Consider the following 24,883-nt stretch of genomic DNA (forward strand, 5'->3'; position numbering starts at 1 on the left):
ATTCCGGTCAATCCTGCGTCGCAGAATTTAACTTCAGCCGCGGCGATGGCAAGCCGCAGATCTCCGGTTGAGGCGAATGAGTTTCAATATATTTTGACAAACATAACGCTGGTCAATCGGATTACACCGTTATATCTAAAGAGATATCTCGAAACCGAATGGGGGACCGCATGCGCACTGAACGTCGAACCTTGCTGAAATTTCTCGGAACTGCCGCCGTCGCACTCTGGATCGGTGGCGCCTCGCTCGCCCAGCCGGCGTTTGCAGCCGAAAAGGTCACTGTCTTTGCTGCAGCAAGTCTGAAGAATGCACTCGATGCTGTTGATGCCGAGTGGCAGAAGGAAAGTGGCAAGGAAATCACCGTTTCCTACGCGGCAAGCTCGGCCCTCGCCAAGCAGATCGAATCCGGCGCACCGGCCGACGTCTTCATCTCCGCCGACCTTGCCTGGATGGACTACGTCGCTGAAAAGAAGCTGATCAAGGACGATACCCGCGCCAACCTCTTGGGCAACCGCATCGTGCTGGTCACCGGCAAAAAGGATGCAGCCCCCATCGATATCAAGCAGGGGCTTGATCTGAAGGCACTGCTCGGCGACGAAAAGCTCGCCATGGGCGCCGTCGATTCCGTACCTGCCGGCAAGTATGGCAAGGCAGCCCTTGAAAAGCTCGGCATCTGGCCGTCGGTCGAAAAGAATGTCGCCGGTGCCGAAAACGTCCGCGCAGCACTTCTGCTCGTCTCCAAAGGCGAAGCGCCCTACGGCATCGTCTACCAGACCGATGCGGCCGCCGATAAAGGCGTGACGATTGCCGGCACCTTCCCGGAAGACAGCCATCCGCCGATCGTCTACCCGATCGCGATCACCGCCGACAGCAAGAACCCGGACGCCGCCGCCTATGTCGACTTCGTCAAGTCTGCCAAGGCTGCTGCCCTGTTCGAAGCCCAGGGCTTTACGGTTCTGAAGTAAGCTAACCTGAAATAAGACTACCCGAAATAAGACAACGATGCGCTCTATCCGCAAATGGATGGAGCGCATATCGTTTGGCCGTCGGGGACGGAGCATAGGCATTTGGACTGGTTGACTTTAAGCGACGCGGAATGGACGGCGATCCGCCTTAGCCTGCGCGTATCTTTTGTGGCCATGATCGTCAGCCTGCCCTTCGCCATCGCCATCGCCATGCTTCTGGCGCGCGGGCGTTTCTGGGGCAAATCCATCCTCAATGGCCTGGTCCACCTGCCCCTGATCCTGCCACCAGTCGTGACCGGCTTTCTCCTTCTGATCCTGTTCGGCAAACGTGGCCCGATCGGCGCGTTTCTCGCCGAGTATACCGGCATCGTCTTTTCTTTCCGCTGGACGGGTGCAGCCCTTGCCTGCGCAGTCATGGCTTTTCCATTGATGGTACGCAGCATCCGTCTGTCAATCGAAGCCGTGGACCGGCGGCTGGAACAGGCGGCATCGACACTCGGGGCCGGACCGTTCTGGGTCTTCCTCACCGTCACGCTGCCACTGGTATTGCCGGGCGTCATTGCCGGCATGGTGCTCGCTTTCGCCAAGGCGATGGGCGAATTCGGCGCGACGATTACCTTCGTCTCCAACATTCCCGGCGAAACCCAGACACTATCTTCGGCGATCTATACCTTTACCCAGGTTCCCGGCGGCGATGCCGGCGCGTTTCGCCTGACCCTGATTTCCATCGTCATATCTATGGCAGCGCTGATGGTTTCGGAAATTCTCGCAAATCTCGCAGCGAAGAAGGTTGACACGGCATGAGCCTTGAGGTCGATATCCGCCATCGGCTTGGCGCTTTTTCCGTCGAAGCGGCATTCTCTGCGAGCAAGGGCGTGACGGCCCTCTTCGGCCGCTCGGGATCCGGAAAAACATCGCTGATCAATATCATCGCCGGGCTGATGCGGCCCGGAAGCGGACGGCTCGCCTATAATGGCGATGTGCTTTTCGACAGTGACAACCGGGTTTTCGTACCCGCGCACAAGCGCCGTTTCGGCTATGTCTTTCAGGAAGCACGCCTCTTTCCGCACCTGAGCGTGCGGAGCAATCTCGGTTACGGCCGATGGTTTTCCGGCCGCAGCCATGCCGGGACGGACTTCAACCGGATTGTCGATCTGCTCGGCGTCGGCGCACTGCTGGACCGCGCACCGGCCAATCTCTCCGGCGGCGAAAAGCAGCGCATCGCCATTGGCCGGGCGCTGTTGTCAAACCCGCGCCTTTTGCTGATGGACGAGCCGATGGCTGCTCTCGACGAGGAGCGCAAGGCGGAAATCCTGCCTTACCTGGAGCGGCTGCGCGACGAGGCGGATATTCCGATCATCTATGTCAGCCACTCGGTCGCGGAAGTCGCCCGGTTGGCGACAAAGGTCATCATTCTGGAAAACGGCCGCGTCAGCGCGTCGGGTGACGCGGCAACCATCCTCAGCCAGCCCTCTTCGACCATCAGCCGCCGCGAGGCCGGCGTGGTGATCGACGGCATTGTCGAGGCGACGGACGCAGACCATCAGATCACCGTCATCCATGCAGGAAAGGCCGAAATCCGTGTGCCGCACCTGAGCGCCACCATCGGCAAGCGCGTTCGGCTGCAGATCGCAGCCCGCGACGTCATGCTGGCGACCAGCCGGCCGGAAGGGCTGAGCGCCCTCAACATTCTGCCCGCAACGATCATCGAGATCGGCGAACCGGCGCAGGGCATGGTCGATGTTCGGCTGGATTGCGGTGATGTGACGATCGTTTCACGCATAACGGTCCTGTCGCGCGACGTGCTCGAACTACATGCCGGTAAACCGGTTCATGCCATCATTAAGAGCGTGGCTCTGGATCTCTGATTGCCGGTGCACCTGCACTGAGATTATCCTGCAGCCAGGCGAGTTCAGATGCCAGCGCGACCTGTGCCTTCTCCTCCATCGCGCGGAACTGACGGATCAACGCCTCGCCGAAGGGCGTCAAAACCGCTCCGCCCCCCTGCTTTCCGCCGCGCTGCGATTCCACCGCCTCCTGCCTGAACATGCTGTTGAGCGCACTGACCAAAAGCCAGGCCCGCCGATAGGACATATCCATGGCCCGGCCTGCAGCCGAGATCGATCCGGTCTCGCGGATATGCTCGAGCAGCTCGATCTTGCCCCGGCCCAGCCGTTCGGCATGCGGGAAATCGACCCGCAAAACGGGGTGGAGACTGCTGGATTCTGTCTGTGTCATGCGGTTCTACGTGCCCTGGCTGGATCGATAAAAGATTATCGCGCCCGCCTGCCGATGTATAGCGCCGCCTTCACTCCAGAGTGACCGTCGCCCTCAAACCCGCAATCCGGTCTCGACATCGAACACATGCACGTCGGCCGGACGGATCGATACATCGATGACATCTCCCGTCCTCACCGTCCTGCGCGAGGTTTCGACAATCGTCACCTCCGCAGCTGTGGACGTGGTGATGTACGTCGCCGAGCCAGTGCTTTCGACGATGCCGACCGGCAGGCGGAAGACGCCCTGCCCCGGCTCGACGAAATGCAGATGTTCGGGCCTCAGCCCCGCCGTCACCTTGCGCCCGGGCTGGAGTTGCCGGTCGAGAACGATGGTCTGCTTTTCGCCGACATCGACCGCCAGCGAACGGCCGTCCTCGCCAACGACTGCGGGCACGAAATTCATCGCAGGCGAACCGATGAAGCCGGCGACGAACCTGTTGGCAGGCCGGTCGTAAAGCTCCAGCGGCGCACCCTGCTGCTCGATAACGCCATCCTTCATGACCACGACATGATCGGCCATGGTCATCGCTTCGATCTGGTCATGCGTTACATAGACCGACGTCGCGCCCAAGCGGTCATGCAGCGAGCGGATTTCCTTGCGCATATGGACACGCAGCGCCGCATCGAGATTGGACAAAGGTTCGTCGAACAGGAACGCCTTGGGATTGCGGATGATTGCCCGGCTCATGGCCACACGTTGGCGCTGGCCGCCGGACAGTTCGCGCGGATAGCGGCCGAGAAGCTGCGAAAGCCCGGTCGTCGCCGCCACTTCGGCCGCCGCCTTCTTGGCTTGCGCCTTCGGCACACCGCGAATGCGCAGGCTGTATGTGAGGTTCTGCTCGACCGTCATGTGCGGATAAAGCGCGTAGGACTGGAACACCATGGCGATGTCGCGCTTGCGTGGCGGCACGTTGTTCATCAACTCGCCGGCGATCTTCAAGTCACCCGTCGAGATGCTTTCCAGCCCGGCGAGCGAGCGCAGCAGTGTGGACTTGCCGCAGCCGGACGGGCCGACGAGTGCAACGAAACTGCCCTTCTCAATGCTGAGTTCGATGTTTTTCAGGGCATGGAAGGCGCCGTAATATTTGTTGACGCCCGAGAGCTCGATCTGCTTGGTCATTTGATGGCTCCCGAAGTAAGGCCGGAGACGATGCGCCGCTGCAACAGCACGAAAATGGCGAGAATGGGGGTCACGTAGATCGTGGCATAGGCCATGATGTTGTTCCATTCATTGGTGTTCGGCCCCATGAACGAGTTGAGACCGACACTGGCGGGCTGCAGTTCCACCGCCTGGATGATCGACTTCGAATAGACGAACTCGCCGAAGGCCTGCATGAAGATGAGGATGGCGCTGACCAGGATGCCGTTGCGGGCAAGCGGCAGCACGATGTTGAAAAACGCGCCGACACGTGAATTGCCATCCACCAAAGCCGCCTCTTCCAGCTCCTGCGGCACCGCCATGAAGGTGGCGCGGACAAGAACGACGAAGAACGGCATGCTTTTGGCAGCAATGGCAATGATTACCGCCAGACGCGGATAATTGAGCATGCCAAGCTGCGAGAAGCCGACAAAGATCGGCGTGATCATCAGCGATGCCGGCAGGACCTGCAGCATCAGGATCAGGAACAGCCCGATATCCACCCAGACGTTCCGGTAACGCGCCAGCACATAGGCGCAGCCGACGCCGAGCACGGTGATCAGGGTGACCGAGCCGAAGGCGATGATCAACGAGTTCCACAGATAGCGGCCCATGCCCCGGCTTTCCCAGACAAAGGTGTAGGTGCCCCATTGCGGCTCCGACGGCCAGAAGCTCGGCGGCGTCGCAAACATCTCCGAACCGCTTTTCAGCGCGGTGATGAACATCCAGTAAACCGGAAACAGATAGATCGCCGCCATGACGAGGGCGATGACCAGCATCAGGCGATTGCGGTTGGTATCGCTCATCCGCGCACCTCATGACGTGTAGAACGGACATAGACGACCGAGGCGAACATCACGAAGACGATCATGATGACGGAAATCGTCGCCCCCTTGGCAAAGTCATACTGCCGGAACGACAAGTCCCAGGCCCAGTATTGGGTGACGTTGGACGAATTGTTTGGCCCGCCCGAGGTGATCGCGGCAAAGAGGTCGAACTGCTGAAGCGTGAAGATCAGGCCGAGCGAAACGATGGCGCCGATGGTCGAGCGCATCATCGGCAGGGTGATCGTCCAGAACCGCTGCCAGGCATTGGCCCCGTCGAGTTCGGCAGCCTCATAGAGATCGCCGGGAATGCTCGCCAATCCAACCGAAAGCAGGATCATGTTGAAGGCCGTGCCCAGCCAGATATTGGCCATGATGACAGCATAGAGCGAATAGTTCGGATCGGAGCGCCAGAAAATGTTGCCGCTGATGATGCCGGTTTCCCGAAGCATGAAATTCAAGACGCCGAAATCTCCCGACAGAATCCAGTTCCAGATGGCGCCGACGACGAGGCCGGGCATGACCCAGGAGACCAGGAACAGGCCGCGCAGCCACGAAGCACCCGGAAAATTGACCCAGAAGAACAGCGCCAGCCCGAAACCGATCAGAAATTGTCCGGCAATCGAGCCGATGACGAAGATCGCCGTATTGCCGAGGATCGGCCATGTCTCCGGCTGGGCAAACAGGTCCTGATAGTTCTTGAAACCGACGAACGGCCGCAGGAACGTGCCGAGGCTGAACATGTCGACTTCCTGAAAGCTCATCAGGATATTGTAGAGCAGCGGCAGACCCGCCATCAGGAACAGAAAACCGAGCGGAAAGGCGACGAGCACGATATCGAAACCGTTGCCATCCCGGATGCTGGAAAGCAGCCTCTTCATGGGGCCTCCGATGCTCCGAACGGGGCTGCCCGGCGCATTGGCGCGAGAGACAACCCCTTCCGGGAGGAAATGATGGATGGCCAAGGCCATCGGCAAGTTTGTCTTCTCCCCTGCGGGGAGAAGGTGGCCCGAAGGGCCGGATGAGGGGGGCGGCGCGCGCAGCCGTCTTTGACTTTTCTTGAAGAGCATTCGTCGCTGCCGCTCCTCATCCCCCCTCATCTGCCCGTTGGGCATCTTCTCCCCGCTGGGGAGAAGAGAGAAAGCCAGTTTAACCGAGCACAGCCTTGATCTTCTCGGCCGCCTGATCAAGCGCGTCTTTCGGGCTCGACTGACCGGTGAGCGCTGCCTGGATGGCATCCTGAATCGCCTTGGAGATCTTCGGCCATTCCGGATGCGGACCACGTGGCTTGGCGTATTTCAGCTGTTCGAGGAACACCTGAAGTCCGGCATCCTTGAGCGCCTGCCCGGTTGCTGGGATCGCGATGTCGGAACGGGCCGGAAGCTGGCCGTAGTTCTTGAACATCTTGTCATCCTGCGAGGCGAAATATTCGAGCGCCTTGAAGGCTTCTTCCGGATGTTTGGTCGAGGCGAAGATCGCCCAGTTGAAATCGCCCATGGCCGACGAGCGCTCCGCACCTTCTTGCGGTACCGGCAGCAGCGTCACGCCCCAGTCGAATTTCGCCTCCTGCGACATGCGGTCGAGTTCCCACGGACCGGAGATCGCCATGGCTGCATTGCCGGAATTGAACGTGCCGGTCGAATCCCACTGACCGCGGGTCAGCGTATCCGGCGAGGCAAGCTTCTCGTCCATGATCGTCTTCCAGACGGTCAGCGCCTTCACGGCACCTTCGGAATTGATGTCCTGATAGCTGCCACCACCCATCTGCGCCCAGGGCAGGAACTGGAACGTGCCTTCCTCGCTGGCCTTTGCCGAGAAAGCCAGACCATAGACGTTGGCGGCCGGGTCGGTCAGCTTGCGGGCATCTTCGACAAGCTCGTCCCAGGTCTGTGGCGGCTTTTTCGGGTCAAGCCCCTTCGCCTTGAACATGTCCTTGTTGTAGTAGAGCGCGATCGTGTTGGTCGCCTTCGGCACGCCGTAATATTTGCCATCCCACTCGACCGATTTCAGCGGACCGGGGAAATAGTTTTCCGGCTTGATTACCGTCGATTTCGCGATCATGTCGGTGAGATCGAGGAAGGCGCCGCGGGATGAAAATAGCGCGTGCTCAGGATTGTCGATGGCGATGATATCCGGTGCCTGACCGGTGGAATAGGCGCGCATTGCCTCGCTGACCACGTCGTCGAACTGGATCTGGCGATACTCGATCTGGATGCCGTTGTTGAGCTTGTTGAAATCGGCCACCAGATGCGGTGCAGGCTGAATGTCGCGGTCAAGCGACCAGACGGTGAGCTTCACATCTTCCGCCTTGGCGGAAAGACCCAACATAGAGACGCCCACCAGCGCCAGCGCACCCATGACTGCATATTTGCGGATACCCATGATTTCCTCCTTGTGGTTATCCTGTCGGCCGTCATCCTCCATGTCGGCCTTCTTCAGTCCATTTCAGTCTGTCAGGCCACCTGATTGACCCGGCAAGCCTGGCCAATCAGGCGGGATCAACGACGAAATCGCCGCCCCGGCAAGCCTTCAGATAGTTCAGACCATGAACCTGGCCGGTCATCTCCAGCACATCGCGATAGACCGGATCGTGCCAGCCCTCGATATCGATCGAGCCGGACCAGCCGGCAAGACGCAGCTCGGAAATCACGTCCGTCCAGTTGGTGTCGCCAAAGCCCGGTGTGCGCATGAAGACGAACTTTTCCTTGCCGAAAATACCGTGCTCGCGGATGACATCCCAGCGGATCGTCGCGTCCTTGCCGTGCACGTGAAAAATCTTTTTCGCCCATTTGCGGATCTGCGGCAGCGGGTCGATCAGATAGACCATCTGGTGGCAGGGCTCCCATTCGAGCCCGATATTGTCGTCCGGCGTTTCGTTGAAAATCAGTTCCCAGGCATCCGGATTATGGGCGATGTTCCAGTCGCCGGTTGCCCAGTTGCCATCCATCGCGCAATTCTCAAACGCGATCTTCACGCCCTTGTCGGCGGCGCGCTTGGCAAGCTCGCTCCAGACTTCCTTGTAGCGCGGCAGGCTGTCGGTCAGCGGCTTGTTGCGGATGCGGCCGGTGAAACCTGCCACGCAGCTGGCTCCGAAATGGTGAGCGTTGTCGATGCAGTCCTTCCAGCCCTGCAGCGTATCGCGGTCGATATCGGTTGTTTCCAGCGGATTGCCGAACATGCCGAGCGTCGAAATGGTGATGTCGCGGTCGCCGATCGCCTCGACACAGCGTTTGCCGAGTTCGGCGAGGTTCTGGCCATTGGTCGTCTGCCAGAAGAAGGGTTCGAAGCTTTCGAAGCCCATGTCTGCCACCTTGCCGATGCGGTCCGCCGCCTTGCCTGCGGATGCGCTGATCATGGTACCGATGCGGATGGCTTTTGCCGGATTGCTCATCAAACTGTCCTGTTCTTCATAGGGTCACGCGCTGCCGGGTGCGGGCGCTCTCGATCGCCGCAAACACCATGGCAAGGCTGTTGATATTGTCGCTGCTGACGGTCTCCGGCTTGGCGCCGGTCTGGATGGCGTTGAGAAAATCGGCGATCACGCTGGCATGACCATGGGTCTGCGCCTCGTTAGCCGGTTGCGGTACGTCGATGGCTTCGATCGGACGGAAGAAGCCCTCGGAGCCCGCAACCACGCCGGTCTTGAAATCGTCCGTACCATCCCAGAGCAAGATGCCCTTGGTGCCGATGATCCGCCACTGGCTTTCCCAGCTGGTATTGGCCCCCTCGGCGCACCAGGAACCGCGATACGTGAAGGTCACGTCATCGGAAAACTCAAAGATCGCATTGGCGGCAGCGCCATGCGCATACCAGGAGCCGCGCGGATTGCTTTCGTGGCAATAGACCGCCATCGGCACCTTGTCGGCGACGAAGCGTGCGGCGTCGAATGTGTGGATCGCCATATCGAGCAGGAGCACATTGTCCATCTCGTCCCGGAACCCGCCAAAATGCGCGCCGATGAAGAAATCGCAGTGAATGGCCGTCAGTTCGCCCAGCGCACCGCTTTCCACCAGCCGGCGGATGCGGCGAATGCCGGAAATGAACCGGCGGTTCTGGACGATGGCATGAACTTTCCCGGCGGCCTCGGCCCGAGCGATCAGCGAACGCCCTTCCTCGATCGACGCTGCCATCGGTTTTTCGCTGAGGACGTGGCAACCATGGGCAAGCGCCGTTTCCACCACATCGCCGCGGGCGGACGGGATGACGATGTCGAAGACGATATCGGCAGAGGTCTTTGCCAGCACATCGGCAAGGTCGGAACCGATGACGGCATCCGTCAGGCCGAATTCAGCGGCCAGCGCTTTTGCCGCCGCTGGATTGACATCGACCAAGCCCACGACGTCAACCGCCGAGCGAATTTCAGGGTTTTCAGCGATCGCCTTGAGCCAGCCTTTGGCCATGGCTCCGCACCCGCACAGAACTGCACGCAAAATGGGATTCTCCTCCTCAAAGTCTACGGTTTTCGCTCCTTTTCGGCAACCGTAAACGTTTACGGAACTATGAACGATTTTTGAAACGTGTCAATAGATGGACATCGGATCACCGAGATCGCGCGTTGAAAGCAGCTGAAATGACCGGCATACGCAGGCTTGCACAACATCTGGATATTTCCATCGGCACCGTCTCACGGGCTCTGAACGGGCGCCCTGATGTCAATGAGGAAACGCGCCGCAAGGTTCTCGAAGCGGCTGCCGAACTCGGTTATGTGCCCAATCAATCCGGCCGCAGTCTGCGCCAGGGCACCACCAATATCATCGGCTTCATGATGCAGACCGGCACCGAGATCACCGGCCAGGGCGATACGTTCTTCATGAGCGTGTTTGACGGCATCCAGACGGTGTTTGCCCGCCACCGTCTCGATCTGGTCGCCCTGCTCTGCTCGTCAGAAGAAGACCCCGACGACTATCTCCGCCGCGTCGTCGCCCGCGGTTTTGCCGATGGTCTCATTCTATCGGCCACGCAGCGAAACGATCCGCGCTTCGAATTTCTCGCCAAGCGCAAGATTCCCTTCGTCACGCTCGGCCGTAGCCTGACGGATGTCGGCCAGCCCTGGCTCGATCTCGATTTCGAAGGCATGGCGCAGACTTCGATCGACCGGTTGGTGGCGAAGGGTCATCGCCGGATCGCCGTCACAAGACCACATGATGACATCAACCTTGGCCATCTCTTCGTCGACCAAAGTGCCAGGGCACTTGCCGCACACGGTTTGACGCTCGGTCCCGATCTCATCTTCAATTCGAAGCCGAACGAGGCGGGCGGTTATCATGTCGCCCAGCAGCTGCTGGCCATGAAGGACCGGCCAACCGCAATCCTTTTGGTTAACGAAACCATCGCCATCGGCTTTTATCGCGGCATGAGCGAAGGCGGCCTCAAACCCGGACGCGACATCGCCATCATTGGGCGCCAGAGCCCGCAATCGCATTTCCTGTCGCCAAGCCTGACCGGTTTTACGCTATCGCGCCGCGATCTCGGCATCGCACTGGCTGAAGCATTGCTTGCTACCATGCCGGCCTTTAGCCATTTTTATCCGGATGCGGAACTCAGGAAAGTCTGGCCGGAAGACCTGGTCGAGGGCGAGAGCGACGCTTTTTCACTGCCCGCCTGACGGCAGGACGTAAGGCCGGTAACCGGCCAATCTTTGCGACTTGAACAACGGCAAGATACCGTGCACATCGGAGATATCCTCCTTCGACGCACGGAACCTTCGCCCATGCCCGGCCCCATTCTCGATCGCAGTGAAACCGACCACGCTCTGCCGAAAAAAGCCGGCGTCGTCATTATCGGCGGCGGCATTATTGGGGTCAGTACGGCGCTGTTTCTTGCCGAACGCGGGGTCGATGTCGTGCTCTGCGAAAAAGGCGTTCTCGGCGGTGAACAGTCCAGCCGCAACTGGGGCTGGGTCCGGGTCATGGGCCGCGACCGGCGCGAAATTCCGCTGGCGATCGAAGCGATGAAAATCTGGGACGGGCTGGACGCACGCGTCGGCGGACAGACAGGGTTTCACCGCTCGGGGATTGTCTATATCTCCGAGACCGAGACGGATATCGCCAATCGAGATGCCTGGTTGAAGCTGGCGCAGGCCCATGGCCTCGACACGCGCCAGATCGGCCCCGACGAGACTGCTGTCGTGATGCTGGGCGCCGGGCAATGGTACAAAGGCGCGCTCTACACGCCAAGTGACGGCCGCGCCGAACCGCAAAAGGCAGTGCCGGCGATTGCGATGGGCGCGCGCCGGGCAGGTGCCCGCATCCTGACCGGCTGCGCCGTGCGCGGCATCGAAAAAAGTGCTGGCCGCATCAGTGCTGTGATCACCGAGAAGGGCCGGATCGAGACCTCTGCCGTTGTGCTTGCCGGCGGCGCCTGGTCGCGCCTGTTCTGCAAGGGACTTGGCATCCGGCTGCCGCAACTGAAAGTGCGCAACTCGGTACTGCGCACCAGCGCGGTAAACCGGGGGCCGGATGGCGCCGGCGCCACCGCCACTTTTGCCTATCGGAAACGGCTGGACGGCGGCTACACCATCGCCAATGGTGGCATCAATATGCATGCGCTGGTGCCGGACAGTTTTACCTTCTTCCGCGATTTCCAACCCGCCAGAAAAGCCGAGGGCGACGCGGTGCAACTCGGCCTCAGCGCCCGGAGTTTTCAGGAACTGTTCGAAATTTCCGCGGTTCCCCTCGACCGGCCCGGCGCATTCGAACAGCATCGTATTCTAGACCCCAATCCAGACGGCAGATCCGCCTTGAACGCGTTGCGGGCGGCCACCGAAGCCCTACCGGTGCTGCGTGACGCGAAGGTGGAGCAGATCTGGGCCGGCCTGATCGATGTGACACCGGACGCGGTCCCGGTCATTTCCACTCTCGACAGCCTTCCCGGCCTGGTTATCGCGACAGGATTTTCCGGCCACGGCTTCGGTATCGGTCCGGGCGCCGGGCATCTTGCCGCCGATCTGGTCATGGGGAGCACACCCATGGTCGATCCCGCACCGTTCCGCTTCAGCCGTTTTTCGGACGGCACGCCGATCGAGATTGCACCGCCGGTTTGAACCGCACGACACACCTCCAGACATGAAACATCCCCGAACGCACCAGGCTGTCGGGGATGTGAAGACATGCGATGAAAAGGCTGAGGCTTAGCCCATCCGTTCCGACGCATAGCTTCCCGGGCTTGCCGGGAAGACCACGGTGCGGTTGCCGTTGATGAAGGTACGGTGGTGGATATGGGCGTGCACGGCGCGCGCCAGAACCTGGCTTTCGACATCACGGCCGATCGAGACATAATCCTCCGCCGACTGCGCATGGGTGATGCGGGCGATGTCCTGCTCGATGATCGGACCTTCGTCGAGATCTGCGGTCACATAATGCGCCGTCGCGCCGATCAGCTTGACGCCGCGCTCATAGGCTTGCTTGTAGGGGTTCGCACCCTTGAACGACGGCAGGAACGAATGGTGGATGTTGATGATCTTGCCAGACATCTTGCTGCACATCTGGTCTGACAGGATCTGCATGTAGCGGGCGAGTACGATCAGCTCGGTGCCGGTCTGCTCGACCACGTCCATGATCCGGGCTTCCGCCTGCGGCTTGTTGGCCTTGGTCACCGGAATATGATGGAACGGAATGTCGTGATTGACCACGACCTTCTGGTATTCGAAATGGTTGGAGACCACACCGACGATCTCGATCGGCAAGGCACCGATCTTCCAGCGGTAGAGCAGGTCGTTCAAGCAATGACCGAAGCGCGACACCATCAGCAGCACCTTCATCCGGTGCTCTGAATCAAGGATATCGGCGACCATGCCGAACCGGTTCTTCACCGGTTCGAAACCGGTCGTCAGTTTGTCGAGCGTCGCGCCCTCCTGGCTGATGAAGGTCAGGCGCATGAAGAACAGGCCGGTTTCCATGTCGTCAAACTGCGAGCTGTCGGTGATGTAACAACCCTCGTCGGCCAGATAGCCGGTGATCGCCGCGACGATGCCACGGGTGGATTTGCACGATACGGTCAGAACGTAGCTCTTCATCGGTTTCAGTCTCTCGCTTTGGGTCTTGGCTGGCCCTCCCGGCCCAGCATCGTGGAACGGAAGCTAGCGCGGCGCTGGCCTGCCCGTCCATCCGTTTCGCGACATCGGATAGCAGGAACAGGCCATGCCGTCTCTTCTGATCTTGGAACGTGGCTTAACGCTCAGATATCGAGAGTCGTCTGCCGCTCCCAGTCGGTAAAATGCGACGCGTAGGCATTCCACTCCTGATGCTTGAGCTTCAGGTAGGCGCTGGAGAAACTCTTACCGAGTGTCGCCTTCAGTTCCTCATCCTTGTCGTATTCCCTGAGTGCATCGAGCAGGTTCAAGGGCAGCAGCGGTGCACCGGTAACGGTGTGGCCTTCCTTATACATGTCGATGTCCCAGTGGCGGCCCGGATCGGCATTTTTCCGGATACCGTTGAGGCCGGCCGCGATGATGATCGCCTGCAAAAGGTACGGATTGACCGCACCATCCGGCAATCGCAATTCGAACCGGCCAGGGCCCGGAACGCGGACCATGTGCGTGCGGTTGTTGCCCGTCCATGTCACCGTATTCGGCGCCCAGGTCGCACCGGAAATTGTGCGCGGCGCGTTGATGCGCTTGTAGGAATTGACCGTCGGATTGGTAACCGCAGCGAGTGCCGACGCGTGCTTCATGATACCGCCGAGGAAGGTCCTGCCCTGCGCCGAAAGACCGAACGGCATTTCCTTGTCGGCAAAGGCATTCGTCTTGCCTTCCAGATCCCAGACGGAGATATGGGCGTGGCAGCCGTTACCGGTCAGCCCCTTGAAGGGTTTTGGCATGAAGGTGGCGCGAAGGCCGTGCTTTTCGGCAACCGTCTTCACCATGAACTTGAAGAACGAGTGTTTATCGGCCGTCTGCAGCGCGTCGTCATATTCCCAGTTCATCTCGAACTGGCCGTTCGCATCCTCATGGTCGTTCTGATAGGGCTTCCAGCCGAGTTCGAGCATGTAGTCGCAGATCTCGGCGATCACGTCATAGCGGCGCATGACGGCCTGCTGGTCGTAGCAGGGCTTTTCGGCCGTATCGAACTCGTCGGAAATCTTGCCACCATCCGGCGAAATCAAGAAGAATTCCGGCTCGACGCCGGTCTTGACGCGAAGGCCCTCCTTGGCAGCTTCGGCGATCAGCCGTTTCAGCATGACGCGCGGCGCCTGGTCCACCGGCTGGTCTTCCATGACGCAATCGGCAGCAACCCAGGCAACGTCCTTTTTCCAGGGAAGCTGGATGACGGACGAGGCGTCCGGAAGCGCGAACAGATCCGGATGGGCGGGTGTAAGGTCGAGCCAGGTGGCAAAACCGGCAAAGCCCGCGCCGTTCTTCTGCATGTCGGCAATCGCCTCCGTCGGAACGAGCTTCGCCCGCTGGCCGCCGAACAGGTCGGTATAGCTGATCATGAAATATTTGATGCCACGGTCTTTGGCAAAGCTAGCAAGATCGAGTGTCACTGTGTTCCCCTTTGGATTATTCAGACACTTTTTCGTAAAAAGGCCGCTGCCTATCTTTTGGAGATCGTGCAACGGCCTAAGGTATGTTTGGGTCAGAAGCCTCCCTTGCCTGGGATCCAGCTGGTGCCGGCGAGCGGCACCTGCGCCATGGCGGAAGCCTCAAGTGTCAGTGCGACGAGGTCTTCCGGCTCCAGATTGTGCAGATGGTTCTTGCCGCAGGCCCTGGCGATGGTCTGGGCTTCCAGCGTCATCACCTTGAGATAGTTGGCAAGACGGCGCCCGGCAGCGACAGGATCGAGGCGCTTGGAAAGCTCCGGGTCCTGCGTGGTAATGCCGGCTGGATCCCGGCCCTCGTGCCAGTCGTCATAGGCACCGGCCGTCGTTCCGAGCTTCTGGTATTCCTCTTCCCAGTGCGGATCGTTATCGCCGATGGCAACCAGCGCGGCCGTACCGATGGCAACAGCATCAGCGCCAAGCGCCAGGGCCTTGGCAACGTCAGCGCCCGAGCGGATGCCGCCGGAGATGATCAGCTGAACCTTGCGGTGCATGCCGAGATCCTGCAGCGCCTGGACGGCGGGGCGGATACAGGCGAGTGTCGGCATGCCGACATTCTCGATGAAGACGTCCTGCGTTGCTGCCGTACCGCCCTGCATGCCATCAAGCACGACCACGTCGGCACCGGCCTTCACCGCAAGTGCAGTATCGTAATAGGGACGCGCGCCACCAACCTTCACATAGATCGGCTTTTCCCAATCGGTGATTTCGCGCAGTTCCATGATCTTGATTTCCAGATCATCCGGGCCGGTCCAGTCTGGATGACGGCAGGCCGAGCGCTGGTCGATGCCCTTGGGCAGGTTGCGCATGTTGGCGACGCGATCGGAAATCTTCTGGCCGAGCAACATGCCACCGCCGCCGGGCTTGGCACCCTGGCCGACGACGATCTCGATCGCATCGGCGCGGCGCAGGTCCTTCGGGTTCATGCCATAGCGCGACGGCAGATACTGGTAGACCAGCGTCTGCGAGTGGCCACGCTCCTCGTCGGTCATGCCGCCGTCACCGGTGGTGGTCGAGGTGCCGGCGATGGTCGCACCGCGGCCCAGCGCCTCCTTGGCATTGCCCGACAGCGCACCGAAGCTCATGCCGGCAATGGTGATCGGCGTCTTCAGCACGATCGGCTTCTTGGCGTAGCGCGCACCGAGCACCACGGAGGTGTCGCATTTCTCGCGGTAGCCTTCGAGCGGATAACGTGAAATCGAGGCACCGAGGAATAGCAGATCGTCGAAATGCGGCACCTTGCGCTTGGTGCCGGCACCGCGAATATCGTAGATGCCGGTGGCAGCCGCACGGCGGATTTCTGCCAGCGTATAATCGTCGAAGGTCGCTGACTTGCGCGGCGGGGTATAGGGGTTGTGATAGCTCATGAACGGTTCCCTGCCTTAGTACGCATCAGCGTTATCGATGTTGAAATTGTAGAGCGTGCGGGCCGAGCCGTAGCGCTTGAATTCCTGCGGCTTGACGTCGGTAATGCCTGCCTTCTCCAGCAACTCGGCGAGCTTCTCGATATGCTCGGGGCGCAACTCTTTCTGGATGCAATCGGCACCGAGGCTTTTCACCTCGCCGCGCACAAACAGCTTGGCTTCATAGAGCGAATCCCCAAGCGCATCGCCCGCATTGCCAAGCACCACCAGATGACCGGACTGGCCCATGAAGGCCGACATATGGCCGATATTGCCCTGAACGACGATATCGATACCCTTCATCGAAATGCCGCAGCGTGAGGCGGCGTTGCCTTTGATGACCAGCAGACCGCCGCGGCCCGTCGCCCCGGCATACTGGCTGGCATCGCCCTCGATGACAACGGTTCCCGACATCATGTTTTCTGCAACGCCCGGACCGGCTGAGCCATGGACGGTAACGGCACCGCCGTCGTTCATCCCGGCACAATAATAACCGACGCTACCACGCACTTCGACGGTGACTGGCTGATCAATGCCGACGGCAACAGCATGGCTTCCGCGTGGATTGACGACCTCGAAATTGGTGTCATTGGCACCGGGGGCAATGGTGTGAAGCGCGCTGTTCAGTTCGCGCAGCGGCGTTGTGGCTAGATCGAATACGCGCATCGCTTCCAGACTTTCTCGTTTTACGCTGACATCCACGGTTAGGCCGCCTTCTCATGATCCCAGAAATAGACTGTGGCTGGCTCCGGCTCCCAGACGCGGGCATTCTCGATGCCCGGCAGGTTGACGAGCGCACGGTATTCGGAACCGAAGGCGATATACTGATCGGTTTCGGCCATGACGGCCGGCTTGCAGGCGATCGGATCGCGCACGACACCGAAGCCGGACTTGGTGCCGACCACGAAGGTGAAGAAACCGTCGAGATCGTCGAGCGCGCTGGTCAATGCCTGCCCGAGATCCTTGCCCTTGGCCATTTCGGCCGTGAGGTACGCGGCTGCGACTTCGCTATCGTTCTGCGTCTCGAAGGTCATGCCTTCGCGCACCAGTTCTCGGCGCAAGTTATTGTGGTTGGAGAGCGAACCGTTGTGCACCAGGCACTGGTCGGCACCTGTGGAGAACGGATGGGCGCCAAGCGTGGTGACCGCCGATTCCGTTGCCATGCGGGTATGACCGATACCGTGCGTGCCGCCCATGGCACGAATACCGAAGCGGGAAACTACGTCCTTCGGCAACCCGACTTCCTTGTAGATCTCGACACTATCGCCCGAGCCCATGACCCGGATACCGCTCCGCTCCTGGGCGAGCAACTCGCGTACAGCGGTAGCTTTGTCAGCATTGGTCTCGATGACCGCATGCGTGCTTTTCAACTCTACGGTAACGCTTGAGTCGACGGGCTTCAGCAGCGCTTCAAGGCCGGCAAAATCGTGCTTCGGGTCAGCCGATTGAACGGTGAGCTTCGCGCGGCCTTCCGAGGGCGCGCCGTAGATGGCGATGCCTGCGCTATCAGGCCCGCGGTCGGTCATGATAACAAGCATATCGGACAGCATGGCACCCAATTGCGGTTCCAGGCTCTTGTCCTTCAAAAACAATCCGACAATTCCGCACATGGGGACAATCCTTCGTTTCGTTGATGAAAAGATGGATATCAGTTGCCGTTTTGGATTTCAACTGTGAAGAAAGTTATTTTCTTATCAGGCAATATTTTTGAACCGTAAGATCCTCAAATATTGCTTCGCGTCTGCGGATACGAGATAATCGACAGGTAGCGGATGGGCAGCTTGACCAGCTCTTCCGGACCGTGGCGCGCATCGGCGTCGAAGAACAGGCTGTCGCCCGGCTGCATGGTGAAGAGCCGGTCGCTGTGGCGGTAGACCACTTCGCCTTCCAGCATGTAGAGAAACTCCATGCCTTCGTGCTGGAACGCCGGAAAGGTATCGGAATCCGCCGTTAATGTGATCAGATACGGCTCGACGACCACACCGGCCGTGTTGTTGTCGATATGACCCAGCAGGTTGTACTGATGGCCGGCGCGGGTGCCGCGCCGTTCCAGCTCGACGCCTTCGCCGGCCTTGACGAACACCGCATTGCGCGGCTCCTCATAGCGGCGGAAGAACGCCGTGACCGGGACGCCCAGTGCCCGCGACAAAGACTGCAGCGTCGTCAACGACGGCGAGATATTGCCGTTCTCGATTTTCGATAGCATGCCGAGCGAAATGCCGGTGGCGGTGGCGAGGTCGGTGACGGTGATGCCGAGCTTCTTGCGGAAGGCCCGAACCTCGTGACCGATAGCGATTTCGAGATTGTTTTCCTTCGGTTCGCGCAGCGCGTGCGGATCCTGCAGGAAGGCAGCCTTCAACGCCGGCTTCTCGTCATCCGTCACACGGCCGATATCGATGACTGGCTGCTTCTTCGCCATGTGGCGCTACCCCCGATTGCAAGACGATCAATCTATCCTGAGAGTGAAATTTTCTCAACCGGGAAGAATATCGGTCAGCGCGGTCCTGCACTGCCATTTTGTCGCTGCGAACGCGGCGGCTCTCCGAATGCGGCACGATAGCTGCGGGAGAAATGACCGGCGCTGGAAAAGCCGGCAGCAAAAGCGATTTCCGAGATCGAGAGCGGGCTTTGTTGCAGCAACCGCCGGGCATGATCGAGCCGCAGTTTGCGGTATTCCAGAAGAAAGGACGACCCCATCTGGCTTGAAAACAATCGGTCGAGATGACGCGGCGAAAGACCCGCCAAAGCCGCCATGGTCTGGCGATCGAGCGGCGCTTCGATCGTCGCCTCCATCTTCTCCAGCACGGTGAGAAGACCCGGATGATTGACGCCGTAACGCTCGGCCAGCGAGCCCCGCTGCGGTGCGCCAGAACTTTCCACATGGGTGTGCAGATACCAGTCACTGACCCGGCGGGCGAAATCCGATCCCATGCGTTCGGAAATCAGTGCGTGCATCATGTCGAGCGGCGCCACGCCGCCGCCGCAGGTGATGCGGTTGCCGTCGAGGACATAGCGCGCCTGCCGTGGAGCAAGGCCCGGAAACGCCTCCATCAGCGCTGGCGCGTGTTCCCAGTGAATAGTGAAATCGCGATCCTCCAGCAATCCCGCCGCTGCCATCAGATAAGGACCACCGGAAATACCGCCGATGCGCACGCCGTCGCGGGCAAGCTGACGCAGGCAGGTCAAAACAGCTGGAAGATTCCAGTCGACCGGCGTGCCGCCGGCGCAAACGAAGACCGTATGGAACCCTGAGCCTCGGCCCGGCAACAGCGTGGCGGGCACGGGAATGCCCGAAGAGGTCATCCCGGCACTCCCTTCGGTAACATGCGCCGACAGGGCATAGATATCCCGGCCCGCGAGAAGATTGGCGGCGCGCAACGGCTCCACCGCCGATGCATAGGACATCAGTGCAAATCCAGGAATGAGGATAAAGCCGATCTTCTGGACGTTTTTCAGATCATCTGACACCATGTCCCAATTATGACTTAAAACGTCTCTTTCCTGCAAGTGCAGAAATGCAATCCTGTCATGATCGGCACGGTTCACCGGGATCCCATTGCCATGCGCTATTCTGCCTTTTCCGTTTTTCTGAATGCCCTGCGCGGCAACACGGACTGGAAGCCTGCATGGCGCAGCCCGGTTCCGAAGAACCATTATGACGTCATCATCATCGGCGGGGGCGGGCATGGTCTGGCCACAGCCTATTATCTCGCCAAGGAATTTGGCGTCACCAATGTGGCGGTGCTGGAAAAGAACTATATCGGCTCCGGCAATGTCGGCCGCAACACGACGATCATCCGCTCCAACTATCTGCTGCAGGGCAACAACCCGTTCTACGAACTGTCGATGAAGCTCTGGGAAGGCCTGGAACAGGATTTCAACTTCAACGCCATGGTCTCGCAGCGCGGCGTGCTCAACCTCTTTCACTCAGACGCCCAGCGCGACGCCTATACGCGGCGCGGCAATGCCATGCGGCTGCACGGCGTCGATGCCGATCTGCTCGACCGCAACGCGGTGCGCCAGATGCTGCCCTTCCTCGATTTCGACAATGCCCGCTTCCCGATCCATGGCGCACTGATGCAGAAACGTGGCGGTACGGTGCGCCATGACGCCGTGGCCTGGGGTTATGCCCGTGGCGCCGACAGTCGCGGCGTTGATATCATCCAGAATTGCGAAGTCACTGGAATCCGCCGCGAAAACGGCCGCGTCGTGGGTGTCGAGACCAGCCAAGGCTTTATCGGCTGCGGCAAGCTGGCGCTGGCAGCGGCAGGCAATTCCACCACCGTTGCCGACATGGTCGACATGAAACTGCCGATCGAAAGCCATGTGCTGCAGGCCTTCGTCTCGGAAGGGCTGAAACCCTTCATCGACAATGTCGTCACCTTCGGCGCCGGGCACTTCTATGTCTCGCAGTCTGATAAGGGCGGCCTCGTCTTTGGTGGAGATATCGATGGTTACAATTCCTATGCCCAGCGCGGCAATCTGGCGACGGTCGAGCATGTCGCCGAAGCCGGCGTCGCGATGATCCCGGCTTTGTCGCGCGTCCGGGTGCTGCGTTCCTGGGGTGGCGTCATGGACATGAGCATGGATGGCTCGCCGATCATCGACCGCACCCATATCGACAATCTCTACCTGAACGCCGGCTGGTGTTACGGCGGCTTCAAGGCCACGCCCGCCTCCGGCTTCTGCTACGCCCATCTGATCGCCAGGAACGAGCCGCATGAAACCGGCCGTGCCTTCCGGCTCGACCGGTTCGCACGCGGCCGGATGATCGATGAAAAGGGCGTCGGCTCGCAACCCAATCTGCATTGAGGACTTCATATGGCCAGCCTGATCGCCTGCCCCCATTGCGGGCCGCGCCCCAAGGAAGAATTCACCGTTCGCGGTGACGCCGGCATAACCCGCCCGGCACCGGATGCCGGTGAGGATGCCTGGTACGCTTACGTCTACCTGCGCGACAATCCGCGCGGACGCCACAAGGAACATTGGCACCACACATCCGGCTGCCGCCGCTGGCTGGTGGTCGAGCGCGATACGATGACCCACGCGATTTACACGGTCACGGATGCCAGCGCTGAAGGAGAGACCGCATGAGTTCCTACCGTCTTTCCAAGGGCGGCCGCATCGACCGCGCCAAGCCACTCGATTTCAGCTTCGACGGCAAGCCGATGCAGGGCTTTACCGGCGACACGCTGGCCTCGGCACTTCTCGCCAACGGCCGCCAGCTGGTCGGCCGCAGCTTCAAATATCATCGCCCGCGCGGTATCCTGACAGCAGGCGCCGCCGAACCGAATGCACTGGTGACGATCGGCGAAGGCGGACGCACGGAAGCCAATACCCGCGCCACGCTGGTCGAACTCTATAGCGGCCTGACCGCCAAGAGCCAGAACCGCTGGCCCTCGGTCGATTTCGACCTCGGCGCCGTCAACAGCCTGCTGTCGCCCTTCCTGAGCGCGGGCTTCTACTACAAGACCTTCATGTGGCCGGCGGCCTTCTGGGAAAAGGTCTATGAGCCGATCATCCGCAAGGCGGCAGGCCTTGGCCGCGCCACCTACCAGCCAGACCCGGATAGTTACGAAAAATGCTGGGCGCATTGCGACCTGTTGGTGATTGGCGCCGGCCCCGCCGGCCTCGCCGCCGCTCTGACCGCAGGCCGCGCCGGTGCCCGCGTCATCCTCGCCGATGAGGGTTTTGAACCCGGCGGCTCTCTGCTGTCCGAAACGGCGCCCATCGGCGGCAAATCCGCAAGCGATCTGCTGGCACAGACTTTGGCTGAGCTGGCAGATTTGCCGAACGTTCGTATTTTCTCCCGCACCACCGTCTTTGGTTGGTACGACGGCAATGTCTTCGGCGCTGTCGAAAGCGTGCAGAAAAACACCGCCACGGTGAACCCGAACCGTCCGGTCGAGCGCATCTGGCGCATAGCCGCCAAACAGGCGATCCTCGCCTCTGGCGCCGAAGAGCGGCCGCTGGTTTTCGGCGGCAACGATATTCCCGGCGTGATGATGGCAGGCGCCATGCGCTCCTATCTCAACCGGCAGGCCATCGCGCCCGGAAAGAGCACAGTCATCTTCACCAACGATGCCTCTGGTTATGCGACAGCTGCCCATCTAGAAGCGGCCGGTCTTGACGTCGCAGCCATCGTTGACAGCCGCCCGGATGCGACCCGCACCTGGTCCGGCAAGGCGCGTATCCTCGCAGGCGCGGTGGTTGTCGATGCCAATGGTGGCAGACACGTCAAGGGCGTGACGATCCTCAACAACGGCCGAACCGAAACCATTTCGGCGGACGCACTCGGCATGTCCGGCGGCTGGAGCCCGATCATTCATCTCGCCTGCCATCGCGGCGCAAAACCGGTCTGGTCCGATGCCAAAGCGGCTTTCCTTGCGCCGGAAATTCAGGATGGGCTAACCATCGCCGGGGCTGCCTCGGGCATTGGCAGCGTCGAAGCCTGCCTTGCAGACGGCGCGGGAAAAGCCGCCTCAGTCCTGCAGGCACTCGGCTACTCGAAGGCCACCGCTGCTTTTGCCCCCGCATCCGATACGGCAACCGTGTCCAAGCCGCTCTGGCGCATCCATGGATCGAAAGGCAAGGCCTTTGTCGATTACCAGAACGACGTGCACCTAAAGGATCTCGGCCTCGCGGTCAGCGAAGGCTACGGCCACGTCGAGCTTGCCAAGCGCTACACCACCAACGGCATGGCGACTGATCAGGGCAAGCTGTCGAACATCAACGCCATCGGCATTCTCGCCGAAGCGCGAAAAGTCTCGCCGGCCGATGTCGGCACCACGACGTTCCGACCGTTCTACACACCGCTCTCCTTCGGGGCGCTGACGGGCGCCTCCAAGGGCAAACACTTCCAGCCGGTGCGCAAGTCGCCGCTGCACGACTGGGCCCGGAAGAACGGCGCAGTCTTCGTCGAAACCGGCCTGTGGTATCGCTCCTCCTGGTTCCCGAAAACGGGTGAAACGACGTGGCGCGAAAGCGTTGACCGCGAAGTGCTGAATGTCCGCAAGAACGCCGGCATCTGCGACGTCTCCACTCTCGGCAAGATCGAGATTTTCGGCAAGGACGCCGCCGAATTCCTCAACCGGATCTATTGCAACGCCTTCCTGAAGTTGCCGATCGGCAAGGCGCGTTATGGCCTGATGCTGCGCGAAGACGGGATGATCTACGACGACGGCACGACCAGTCGCCTTGGCGAAACCCATTTCTTCATGACGACGACCACGGCTTATGCGGCCGGCGTGATGAACCATCTGGAGTTCTGCGCCCAGGCGCTCTGGCCCGATCTCGACGTGCAGTTCTCATCTTCTACCGACCAGTGGGCGCAGATTGCCGTTGCCGGGCCGAAATCGCGGATGATCCTACAGACGCTGGTGGACGAGGACATTTCCGACGCGGCCTTCCCGTTCCTCGGCGCCAAGGAAGTGTCGCTCTGCGGCGGCACGCTGACGGGCCGGCTGTTCCGCATCTCGTTTTCCGGCGAACTGGCCTACGAACTGGCGGTTCCTGCAGGGTATGGCGAAGCCATCGCCGATGCCATTATGGAAGCAGGAAAGCCGCATGGCATCTGCCCCTATGGCGTCGAGGCGCTCGGCGTCATGCGCATCGAGAAGGGCCATGTCACCCATTCCGAAATCAACGGCACCGTCATCCCCTCCGATCTCGGCTTCGCCAAGATGGTGTCCACGGTCAAGCCGGACTTCATCGGCAAGGCGATGTTGTCACGGGAAGGCTTGATAGCCGATGACCGGCTCTCGCTCGTCGGCGTCAAGCCGCTCGATCCCGCGACGACCTTCAAAACGGGCTCGCATATCCTCTCCGACGGCGCTGTTCCCTCGCTCGAAAACGACCAGGGCTATGTCTCCTCCAGTTGCTACTCGCCGAACCTTGGCTCGACCATCGGTCTGGCCTTGGTCAAGCACGGCCCGACGCGCCACGGCGAGCATGTGACTGTGTGGAATGACCTGAAAAGCGAATATACCAAAGCCGTGCTGTGCAGCCCGGTGTTCTTTGATCCGGAAAACGGAAAGCTCCATGGCTGATTTTGCGCTCCTCCACCGCCCTGCCCTTGCCGATGCCAAGTCCGGTTCATTCGGCGCGCCTTCAACGGTTCAGCGGATCAGGCTTGCAGCTCTGCCGGAGGGTCACGTGCTGCACGTTCTCAGCTCCCGCGGCAGCGGAGACCTGACAGACCTGATCCCGCGAATTGGCGATGGCGCTTCGCATGCCGTGCGGCCCTATGGCCCCGGACAATGGTTCGTCATCGGCGATGCGCCGCTTTCCGCAGCAGAGATTTTCGCCAAGACACCGCTTCTGGATGGTAAGGCGTCCATTTCCGATCAAGGCCACGGCCGCGTCCGGATCGGTATTAGCGGCGCATCCGTCGAAGCGGTCCTCGCCAAGGGCACGGCGGTTGATCTCGCGCTTTCGAATTTCCCGGTTGGCCATTCCGCAATGACCTTGATCGGCCATATCTCGGCGCTGATTTCCCGCACGGGACCGGAAAGCTTTGAGCTTCTTGTGCTGCGCGGTTTTGCCGAAAGCCTCTGGGATGAACTGATCCAGATGAGCCTCGAATTCGGCGTTGATGCCCGCACCGGGAAATGAACCATATAAGGGTAGCGCCGAGTCTCAATTGACGCTAACCTCGTTCATAATCGTTCTTTGGCCAAAGCTTGGCTACTCGCGGTGCTGGATTGTCCCGGCCCCGCCAATCTCAATCCAAATTTTC

At 60.4% G+C, this 24,883-nt stretch carries 23 protein-coding genes; 9 read left to right on the plus strand and 14 right to left on the minus strand.

What is annotated here, in order from left to right; genetic code table 11:
* Nucleotides 1-170 precede the first annotated feature (170 nt).
* From modA to modC, 3 genes are read left to right on the plus strand one after another with little or no spacing between them, the layout of a single operon-like run.
* Nucleotides 171-965, plus strand: a complete 795-nt coding sequence (gene modA / locus ACQY8Q_RS09340; RefSeq protein ID WP_428426336.1) for a molybdate ABC transporter substrate-binding protein — start codon at nt 171-173, stop codon at nt 963-965.
* A gap of 54 nt (nt 966-1,019) precedes the next feature.
* Nucleotides 1,020-1,769 (plus strand): molybdate ABC transporter permease subunit, encoded by a 750-nt coding sequence (gene modB / locus ACQY8Q_RS09345; RefSeq protein WP_428426337.1) that lies wholly within the window; start codon nt 1,020-1,022, stop codon nt 1,767-1,769.
* Nucleotides 1,766-2,833, plus strand: coding sequence for a molybdenum ABC transporter ATP-binding protein (gene modC / locus ACQY8Q_RS09350; protein ID WP_428426338.1), 1,068 nt, complete (start codon nt 1,766-1,768; stop codon nt 2,831-2,833). Before modB ends, modC begins: the two co-directional genes overlap by 4 nt.
* Here the strand turns inward: modC and ACQY8Q_RS09355 are convergent.
* The 7 genes from ACQY8Q_RS09355 to ACQY8Q_RS09385 form a co-directional block, all read right to left on the minus strand.
* A complete protein-coding gene (locus ACQY8Q_RS09355; RefSeq protein WP_428426339.1) occupies nt 2,808-3,203 on the minus strand; it encodes a winged helix-turn-helix domain-containing protein in 396 nt (131 codons plus the stop codon). The two genes, modC and ACQY8Q_RS09355, sit on opposite strands and share 26 nt — an antisense overlap.
* A gap of 93 nt (nt 3,204-3,296) precedes the next feature.
* On the minus strand, nt 3,297-4,364 hold the full coding sequence (locus ACQY8Q_RS09360; RefSeq protein WP_428426340.1) for an ABC transporter ATP-binding protein: 1,068 nt from the start codon (nt 4,362-4,364) through the stop codon (nt 3,297-3,299).
* Nucleotides 4,361-5,188: a carbohydrate ABC transporter permease gene (locus ACQY8Q_RS09365; protein WP_428426341.1), complete on the minus strand. Its 828-nt coding sequence runs from the start codon at nt 5,186-5,188 to the stop codon at nt 4,361-4,363. Before ACQY8Q_RS09365 ends, ACQY8Q_RS09360 begins: the two co-directional genes overlap by 4 nt.
* Nucleotides 5,185-6,087, minus strand: a complete 903-nt coding sequence (locus ACQY8Q_RS09370; RefSeq protein ID WP_428426342.1) for a carbohydrate ABC transporter permease — start codon at nt 6,085-6,087, stop codon at nt 5,185-5,187. The genes ACQY8Q_RS09365 and ACQY8Q_RS09370 overlap by 4 nt, the downstream gene beginning before the upstream one ends.
* Nucleotides 6,088-6,355: 268 nt before the next feature.
* Nucleotides 6,356-7,588, minus strand: coding sequence for an ABC transporter substrate-binding protein (locus ACQY8Q_RS09375; protein ID WP_428426343.1), 1,233 nt, complete (start codon nt 7,586-7,588; stop codon nt 6,356-6,358).
* Nucleotides 7,589-7,694: 106 nt separating this feature from the next.
* Nucleotides 7,695-8,597 carry a sugar phosphate isomerase/epimerase family protein gene (locus ACQY8Q_RS09380; RefSeq protein ID WP_428426344.1) on the minus strand — a complete coding sequence of 301 codons (903 nt, stop codon included), beginning with the start codon at nt 8,595-8,597 and terminating at the stop codon, nt 7,695-7,697.
* 16 nt (nt 8,598-8,613) lie between these two features.
* A complete protein-coding gene (locus ACQY8Q_RS09385) occupies nt 8,614-9,639 on the minus strand; it encodes a Gfo/Idh/MocA family protein (protein WP_428429726.1) in 1,026 nt (341 codons plus the stop codon).
* A gap of 137 nt (nt 9,640-9,776) precedes the next feature.
* Between ACQY8Q_RS09385 and ACQY8Q_RS09390 the strand changes: the two genes are divergently transcribed.
* Together ACQY8Q_RS09390 and ACQY8Q_RS09395 are read left to right on the plus strand one after the other, a co-directional pair.
* On the plus strand, nt 9,777-10,811 hold the full coding sequence (locus ACQY8Q_RS09390; protein WP_428426345.1) for a LacI family DNA-binding transcriptional regulator: 1,035 nt from the start codon (nt 9,777-9,779) through the stop codon (nt 10,809-10,811).
* Between the two features lie 105 nt (nt 10,812-10,916).
* Nucleotides 10,917-12,248: an NAD(P)/FAD-dependent oxidoreductase gene (locus ACQY8Q_RS09395; RefSeq protein WP_428426346.1), complete on the plus strand. Its 1,332-nt coding sequence runs from the start codon at nt 10,917-10,919 to the stop codon at nt 12,246-12,248.
* Nucleotides 12,249-12,335: 87 nt separating this feature from the next.
* Here ACQY8Q_RS09395 and purU read toward each other — a convergent pair whose 3' ends face one another.
* From purU to ACQY8Q_RS09430, 7 genes are all read right to left on the minus strand, one after another.
* Nucleotides 12,336-13,220, minus strand: coding sequence for a formyltetrahydrofolate deformylase (gene purU / locus ACQY8Q_RS09400; RefSeq protein ID WP_428423921.1), 885 nt, complete (start codon nt 13,218-13,220; stop codon nt 12,336-12,338).
* Between the two features lie 161 nt (nt 13,221-13,381).
* On the minus strand, nt 13,382-14,689 hold the full coding sequence (gene glnT, locus ACQY8Q_RS09405; protein ID WP_113313531.1) for a type III glutamate--ammonia ligase: 1,308 nt from the start codon (nt 14,687-14,689) through the stop codon (nt 13,382-13,384).
* 92 nt (nt 14,690-14,781) lie between these two features.
* On the minus strand, nt 14,782-16,110 hold the full coding sequence (locus ACQY8Q_RS09410) for an FMN-binding glutamate synthase family protein (protein ID WP_426229860.1): 1,329 nt from the start codon (nt 16,108-16,110) through the stop codon (nt 14,782-14,784).
* A 15-nt stretch (nt 16,111-16,125) separates the two neighbouring features.
* Nucleotides 16,126-16,812 carry a protein GlxC gene (locus ACQY8Q_RS09415; RefSeq protein ID WP_428426347.1) on the minus strand — a complete coding sequence of 229 codons (687 nt, stop codon included), beginning with the start codon at nt 16,810-16,812 and terminating at the stop codon, nt 16,126-16,128.
* Between the two features lie 38 nt (nt 16,813-16,850).
* Nucleotides 16,851-17,756: a class II glutamine amidotransferase gene (locus tag ACQY8Q_RS09420; RefSeq protein WP_428426348.1), complete on the minus strand. Its 906-nt coding sequence runs from the start codon at nt 17,754-17,756 to the stop codon at nt 16,851-16,853.
* Nucleotides 17,757-17,869: 113 nt separating this feature from the next.
* Nucleotides 17,870-18,565 (minus strand): helix-turn-helix domain-containing protein, encoded by a 696-nt coding sequence (locus ACQY8Q_RS09425; protein ID WP_428426349.1) that lies wholly within the window; start codon nt 18,563-18,565, stop codon nt 17,870-17,872.
* Between the two features lie 74 nt (nt 18,566-18,639).
* Nucleotides 18,640-19,617: a GlxA family transcriptional regulator gene (locus tag ACQY8Q_RS09430; RefSeq protein WP_428426350.1), complete on the minus strand. Its 978-nt coding sequence runs from the start codon at nt 19,615-19,617 to the stop codon at nt 18,640-18,642.
* A 90-nt stretch (nt 19,618-19,707) separates the two neighbouring features.
* Between ACQY8Q_RS09430 and ACQY8Q_RS09435 the strand changes: the two genes are divergently transcribed.
* The 4 genes from ACQY8Q_RS09435 to ACQY8Q_RS09450 are packed head-to-tail and all read left to right on the plus strand — an operon-like array spanning nt 19,708 to nt 24,759.
* Nucleotides 19,708-20,958, plus strand: a complete 1,251-nt coding sequence (locus ACQY8Q_RS09435) for a sarcosine oxidase subunit beta family protein (protein ID WP_428426351.1) — start codon at nt 19,708-19,710, stop codon at nt 20,956-20,958.
* 9 nt (nt 20,959-20,967) lie between these two features.
* Nucleotides 20,968-21,240: a sarcosine oxidase subunit delta family protein gene (locus ACQY8Q_RS09440; protein ID WP_113247227.1), complete on the plus strand. Its 273-nt coding sequence runs from the start codon at nt 20,968-20,970 to the stop codon at nt 21,238-21,240.
* Nucleotides 21,237-24,194 carry a sarcosine oxidase subunit alpha family protein gene (locus ACQY8Q_RS09445; protein WP_428426352.1) on the plus strand — a complete coding sequence of 986 codons (2,958 nt, stop codon included), beginning with the start codon at nt 21,237-21,239 and terminating at the stop codon, nt 24,192-24,194. Before ACQY8Q_RS09440 ends, ACQY8Q_RS09445 begins: the two co-directional genes overlap by 4 nt.
* A complete protein-coding gene (locus ACQY8Q_RS09450; protein ID WP_428426353.1) occupies nt 24,187-24,759 on the plus strand; it encodes a sarcosine oxidase subunit gamma family protein in 573 nt (190 codons plus the stop codon). The genes ACQY8Q_RS09445 and ACQY8Q_RS09450 overlap by 8 nt, the downstream gene beginning before the upstream one ends.
* Nucleotides 24,760-24,883: the final 124 nt, after the last annotated feature.

Source organism: Pararhizobium sp. (assembly GCF_965279435.1).
Classification (GTDB): domain Bacteria; phylum Pseudomonadota; class Alphaproteobacteria; order Rhizobiales; family Rhizobiaceae; genus Pararhizobium.

What these genes read in the sequence shown, in the direction of transcription:
- modA (WP_428426336.1), top strand. Translation starts at nt 171, where the DNA reads ATGCGCACTGAACGTCGAACCTTGCTGAAATTTCTCGGAACTGCCGCC.
- modB (WP_428426337.1), top strand. Translation starts at nt 1,020, where the DNA reads ATGGATGGAGCGCATATCGTTTGGCCGTCGGGGACGGAGCATAGGCAT.
- modC (WP_428426338.1), top strand. Translation starts at nt 1,766, where the DNA reads ATGAGCCTTGAGGTCGATATCCGCCATCGGCTTGGCGCTTTTTCCGTC.
- ACQY8Q_RS09355 (WP_428426339.1), bottom strand. Translation starts at nt 3,203, where the DNA reads ATGACACAGACAGAATCCAGCAGTCTCCACCCCGTTTTGCGGGTCGAT.
- ACQY8Q_RS09360 (WP_428426340.1), bottom strand. Translation starts at nt 4,364, where the DNA reads ATGACCAAGCAGATCGAGCTCTCGGGCGTCAACAAATATTACGGCGCC.
- ACQY8Q_RS09365 (WP_428426341.1), bottom strand. Translation starts at nt 5,188, where the DNA reads ATGAGCGATACCAACCGCAATCGCCTGATGCTGGTCATCGCCCTCGTC.
- ACQY8Q_RS09370 (WP_428426342.1), bottom strand. Translation starts at nt 6,087, where the DNA reads ATGAAGAGGCTGCTTTCCAGCATCCGGGATGGCAACGGTTTCGATATC.
- ACQY8Q_RS09375 (WP_428426343.1), bottom strand. Translation starts at nt 7,588, where the DNA reads ATGGGTATCCGCAAATATGCAGTCATGGGTGCGCTGGCGCTGGTGGGC.
- ACQY8Q_RS09380 (WP_428426344.1), bottom strand. Translation starts at nt 8,597, where the DNA reads ATGAGCAATCCGGCAAAAGCCATCCGCATCGGTACCATGATCAGCGCA.
- ACQY8Q_RS09390 (WP_428426345.1), top strand. Translation starts at nt 9,777, where the DNA reads ATGACCGGCATACGCAGGCTTGCACAACATCTGGATATTTCCATCGGC.
- ACQY8Q_RS09395 (WP_428426346.1), top strand. Translation starts at nt 10,917, where the DNA reads ATGCCCGGCCCCATTCTCGATCGCAGTGAAACCGACCACGCTCTGCCG.
- purU (WP_428423921.1), bottom strand. Translation starts at nt 13,220, where the DNA reads ATGAAGAGCTACGTTCTGACCGTATCGTGCAAATCCACCCGTGGCATC.
- ACQY8Q_RS09410 (WP_426229860.1), bottom strand. Translation starts at nt 16,110, where the DNA reads ATGAGCTATCACAACCCCTATACCCCGCCGCGCAAGTCAGCGACCTTC.
- ACQY8Q_RS09415 (WP_428426347.1), bottom strand. Translation starts at nt 16,812, where the DNA reads ATGCGCGTATTCGATCTAGCCACAACGCCGCTGCGCGAACTGAACAGC.
- ACQY8Q_RS09420 (WP_428426348.1), bottom strand. Translation starts at nt 17,756, where the DNA reads ATGTGCGGAATTGTCGGATTGTTTTTGAAGGACAAGAGCCTGGAACCG.
- ACQY8Q_RS09425 (WP_428426349.1), bottom strand. Translation starts at nt 18,565, where the DNA reads ATGGCGAAGAAGCAGCCAGTCATCGATATCGGCCGTGTGACGGATGAC.
- ACQY8Q_RS09430 (WP_428426350.1), bottom strand. Translation starts at nt 19,617, where the DNA reads ATGGTGTCAGATGATCTGAAAAACGTCCAGAAGATCGGCTTTATCCTC.
- ACQY8Q_RS09435 (WP_428426351.1), top strand. Translation starts at nt 19,708, where the DNA reads ATGCGCTATTCTGCCTTTTCCGTTTTTCTGAATGCCCTGCGCGGCAAC.
- ACQY8Q_RS09440 (WP_113247227.1), top strand. Translation starts at nt 20,968, where the DNA reads ATGGCCAGCCTGATCGCCTGCCCCCATTGCGGGCCGCGCCCCAAGGAA.
- ACQY8Q_RS09445 (WP_428426352.1), top strand. Translation starts at nt 21,237, where the DNA reads ATGAGTTCCTACCGTCTTTCCAAGGGCGGCCGCATCGACCGCGCCAAG.
- ACQY8Q_RS09450 (WP_428426353.1), top strand. Translation starts at nt 24,187, where the DNA reads ATGGCTGATTTTGCGCTCCTCCACCGCCCTGCCCTTGCCGATGCCAAG.